Origin of the sequence: Paraburkholderia sp. SG-MS1 (assembly GCF_012275575.1) — a bacterium.
Lineage (GTDB): Bacteria > Pseudomonadota > Gammaproteobacteria > Burkholderiales > Burkholderiaceae > Paraburkholderia.
The window spans coordinates 1-3,534 of record NZ_NPIH01000181.1; the positions used below are offsets into that span (position 1 = coordinate 1).

Annotated in this window: 5 protein-coding genes; all 5 read right to left on the minus strand. The window is 66.8% G+C overall.

The window, feature by feature from the left end:
* The coding region (locus CIC12_RS14075; protein WP_168664711.1) for an ABC transporter permease subunit at nucleotides 1-681 on the minus strand (681 nt) is incomplete at its 3' end.
* Nucleotides 682-685: 4 nt separating this feature from the next.
* Nucleotides 686-1,144: an acyl-CoA thioesterase gene (locus CIC12_RS14080; RefSeq protein ID WP_168664712.1), complete on the minus strand. Its 459-nt coding sequence runs from the start codon at nucleotides 1,142-1,144 to the stop codon at nucleotides 686-688.
* A gap of 133 nt (nucleotides 1,145-1,277) precedes the next feature.
* Nucleotides 1,278-1,808: an NUDIX domain-containing protein gene (locus tag CIC12_RS14085; protein ID WP_168664713.1), complete on the minus strand. Its 531-nt coding sequence runs from the start codon at nucleotides 1,806-1,808 to the stop codon at nucleotides 1,278-1,280.
* A 129-nt stretch (nucleotides 1,809-1,937) separates the two neighbouring features.
* Nucleotides 1,938-2,969, minus strand: a complete 1,032-nt coding sequence (locus CIC12_RS14090; protein ID WP_168664714.1) for a threonine aldolase family protein — start codon at nucleotides 2,967-2,969, stop codon at nucleotides 1,938-1,940.
* 113 nt (nucleotides 2,970-3,082) lie between these two features.
* A partial coding sequence (locus CIC12_RS14095) for a YbfB/YjiJ family MFS transporter (RefSeq protein ID WP_168664715.1) occupies nucleotides 3,083-3,534 on the minus strand: 452 nt, incomplete at its 5' end.

Here is a 3,534-nt window from a genome sequence, read left to right on the forward strand (position 1 = left end):
CACGAAGACGATCGAACCGAGCGACTCCGCCATCGCCGGTTCGATGACGAAGAGCGGCGCGCCGATCACGCCGGCCAGCGCGGCGAGCGCCGTGCCGGCGGCGAACACGCCGGTGAATACGCGCGGGACGTTGTGCCCGAGCGCTTCGACGGCGCTCGCGTGAGTGAGCGCCGCGCGCACGATCAGGCCCGCCTTCGACACGCGCAATACCGCGTACAGCACCGCCAGCATCGCCAGCGAGACCGCCATCATGAACGCCCGGTAACGCGCGAACGCCGCGCCATAGAGGGTGAACAGCGGGCCGTCGAGCGCGGGCGGCACCGTCGCGGAGAGCGGGTTGAGGCCCCAGCCGAGCTTGACCAGTTCGCCGAGCAGATACGCGGCCCCGAACGTCAGCAGCAGTTCGGGCAGATGGCCGTGCACGCGCACGCGTCGCAACAGCCAGCGCTCCAACGCCGCGCCGACGAGGCCGACCACGAGCGGCGCGATCACGAGCGCGCTCCAGAACCCCGCGCGCGCCGTCACCGAGAAACCGACGTACGCACCGAGCATGTAGAAGCTCGCATGCGCGAAGTTCAGCACGCCGAGCATGCTGAAGATCAGCGTCAGCCCGGCCGACAGCATGAACAGCAGCAGGCCGTAGCTGACGCCGTTGAGCAGATTGATGATGAACGACTGCACGCGGCTAGTCCGTCTGGTCCATCCGCGCGGCGGCGCAAAGCGGTTCGAGCGCCGCGCGCAGATCGGCGGGCAGATTCACGGGACGCCGCGTGACGCGGTCCACGTAGACGTGCACGAAATGGCCTTGCGCGGCGGGCTGCGCGTCGCCGTCCTTGAAGAGCCCCACTTCGTAGCGCACGCTCGACGTGCCAAGGCGCGTCACCCGCAAGCCAGCCTCGACGCGCTCGGGAAACACCAGCGGCGCGAAGTAGCTGCAATGCGTTTCGACCACGAGTCCGATCGTCACGCCCTGTTCGAAGTCGAGCACGCCCGCGCGGATCAGATACTCGTTCACCACGGTGTCGAAGTAGCTGTAGTAGACGACGTTGTTCACGTGGCCGTAGACGTCGTTGTCCATCCAGCGGGTGGTGATCGGCAGGAAATGCGGGTACGTGGAGCGGGCGGCGGGAGCGGGTTTGTTCATTTGGGCGTGTGGGTGGCAGTTATGCGGTCGGTGATGGCGGCGAAGCGCCTTGGGCGAAGCGCCTGGGGCGACGTGCGGCGGCAGCGGTCGTCGGCGTGGATGGCCGCGCTGATTGCATCGCTTATTGCATCGCCTATTGCCCCGGCCTCTCGACGAACTCGAACGGCAAGCCGCGCCGTCGCATCCATTCTCCGAGCGCCTGCCCGGTGCCCGCGCGCCATGGCCGCAATTTCGCCGGCTCGACCAGCCGGTATTCGAGCAACTCGGGCGACAGCGCGATGGTTCCATACGCCTTCACGTGATACGCGATGATCAGTTCGTTCTTGCGGATGAATTCATAAACGCCGATCAGCTCGACCGTCTCCGTATGCAGCGAGGTCTCTTCGAACACCTCGCGGGCGATGCCCTGTTCCGGCGTCTCGCCGTTTTCGAGGAAGCCGGTGATCAGCGCGAACATGCCCTCGGCCCACGCGGCATTGCGCGCGAGCAGAATCTTGCCTTCGTATTCGACGATCGCTGCCACCACCGGCAGCGGATTGTCCCAGTGGACGTAGCCGCATGCGGTATCGGGGCAGCTCTGACGGATGCGGCCGCCTTCGTGCGCGGGATCGGCGCGCTCGGCCAGCGGGGTTGCACAGCGGGGACAAAATCGGTATTCGGTCATGGCGTGAGGTGTCTCTTCTGGCGTGTGTCTGTTTTGTCTGGCCGCGTCCGGCTGTGTTCGGCTGTGTTCGGCTGTGTCTTGCGCGCGGTGTCGTGCTCGGCCCCGGCCACTCACCGCGTCGCCACCCGTTCACGCCACGCACAGCTCGCGCACTTCGGCGGCGAACCGCTCGACCGTCTCCGGCTGCGTGTCCCACGCGCACATCAACCGGCAACCGCCCGCACCGATGAACTCGTAGAACTTCCAGCCGCGCGCGCGCATCGCCTTCGCGGCTTGAGCGGGCAGTTGCGCGAAGACCGCGTTCGATTCACGCTCGAACATGATGCTCACGCCCGGAATTTCCCGCAACCGCGTCTGCAGCAATTCGGCCATCGCATTCGCGTGGCGCGCATTGCGCAACCAGACGTCGTTGTCGAGCAGGCCGAGCCACGGCGCCGAGATGAAGCGCATCTTCGACGCCAGTTGGCCCGCCTGCTTCAGGCGGTAGGCGAAATCGTCGGCGAGCGCGCGGTCGAAGAACACCACCGCCTCGCCGACCGGCAAACCGTTCTTGGTGCCACCGAAACACAGCACGTCGACGCCCGCGCGCCACGTGATCTCCGACGGATGCACGTCCAGCGCCGCGACCGCATTGGCGAAACGCGCGCCGTCCATATGCACTTTCAGATGACGCCGTTTGGCGATCGCCGCGATCGCCCGCACTTCCTCGACGCTGTAGACAGTGCCGACTTCCGTCGATTGCGTGAGCGTGACGACCTTCGGCTTCGGGTAATGGATATCGGCGCGGCGCGTGACGACCGCCTCGATCGCATCCGCTGTGAGCTTGCCGCCGATGCCCGGCGCGGTCAGCAGCTTCGAGCCGCCCGAGAAGAATTCCGGACCGCCGCATTCGTCGGTTTCGATGTGCGCGAGTTCGTGGCAGATCACCGAGTGATACGACTGACACAGCGACGCGAGCGCCAGCGAATTGGCCGCCGTGCCGTTGAACACGAAGAAGACTTCGCAATCGGTCTGAAACAGCTCACGCAGACGGTCGCAGACCTGGTTGGTCCAGGAGTCGTCGCCGTAGGCCGGCTCGTGACCGCTGTTGTTGGCGGCGATCAGCGCGTCGAGCGCTTCGGGACAGATGCCGGCGTAGTTGTCTGACGCGAAATGTTGCATGGGAGGCGGGGCGCCTGGCGACGGGCGCGGCAATGACGGAAAGCGGTCATTTTAGTGCGGCGGCGCGTTATTTGTTGCCCGCTTGCGCGTTGGGCCGGGCAGCTCCGCGACCGCTAATTGCAATCGCAGTCCGGCATTCGCCCCCGGCCTCGGCCACGCGGCACGCGCGCCACCACGACCAGACCCGCCGCGCCGAACAGCAGCGCGCCGGCCGCCAGCCAGAGCGCCGGCGAGAACGATCCCGTGTGCCCGGCGATCGGCGCGGCAACCAGCGGGCCGACGATCTGACCGATACCGTAGGCCGCCGTCGCATACCCCATCAGTCCGGCTGCCTCGTCGCCGCGCAGACGCCGCGCCTCGCGCATGGCGAACAGCGTAATCGCGGTGAACGGCAGGCCGATCAGGATGCTGCCCAGAGAAAAGCCACCCGCCGTCGGCCAGACGATCCCCAGTGCGATGCCACACGCTTGCAGCACATAGCTGCCGGCGAGCAGCGTGCGGTTATCCCAATGCGTCGGCAGACGCGCCGCAAACAGCGCGCCGACCATCAGCGCCACGCCGAACA

Coding starts and splice junctions, on each gene's coding strand:
- CIC12_RS14085 (WP_168664713.1), bottom strand. CDS start 1,808: ATGACCGAATACCGATTTTGTCCCCGCTGTGCAACCCCGCTGGCCGAG.
- CIC12_RS14090 (WP_168664714.1), bottom strand. CDS start 2,969: ATGCAACATTTCGCGTCAGACAACTACGCCGGCATCTGTCCCGAAGCG.
- CIC12_RS14080 (WP_168664712.1), bottom strand. CDS start 1,144: ATGAACAAACCCGCTCCCGCCGCCCGCTCCACGTACCCGCATTTCCTG.